Genomic DNA, 276 nt, shown 5'->3' on the forward strand with positions numbered 1-276 from the left:
GGTGGATGCCCGCACCAGCAAAGACCGCAAGACCGCCTATCATGTTGCCGTGACCCGCTACCCGCACGGCGGGGTGAAGATGAATTGGTCCTCACCGTACTACCCGGGTGAACACGCCGACCCGGACCTGGGCATGCCCTCGGTGATCACCAAAGACGGCATCCAATCCTGGGAGCCGGCACGTATCAAGAACCAAAACAGGCCGTGGGTGCAGGTGCGCGAATCCAAACGGTGGACGATGTGAGCGGCCCCGCCGACGCCCGGTCCGCGGGTGTG

The 276-nt window shown here is 64.5% G+C and carries 1 pseudogene; it reads left to right on the forward strand.

What is annotated here, in order from left to right:
• A pseudogene (locus AC5Y4D_RS27425) lies at positions 1-244 on the forward strand (hypothetical protein); the annotation flags it as partial.
• Positions 245-276 lie beyond the last annotated feature (32 nt).

The organism is Mycobacterium sp. NGS67, from assembly GCF_059812185.1.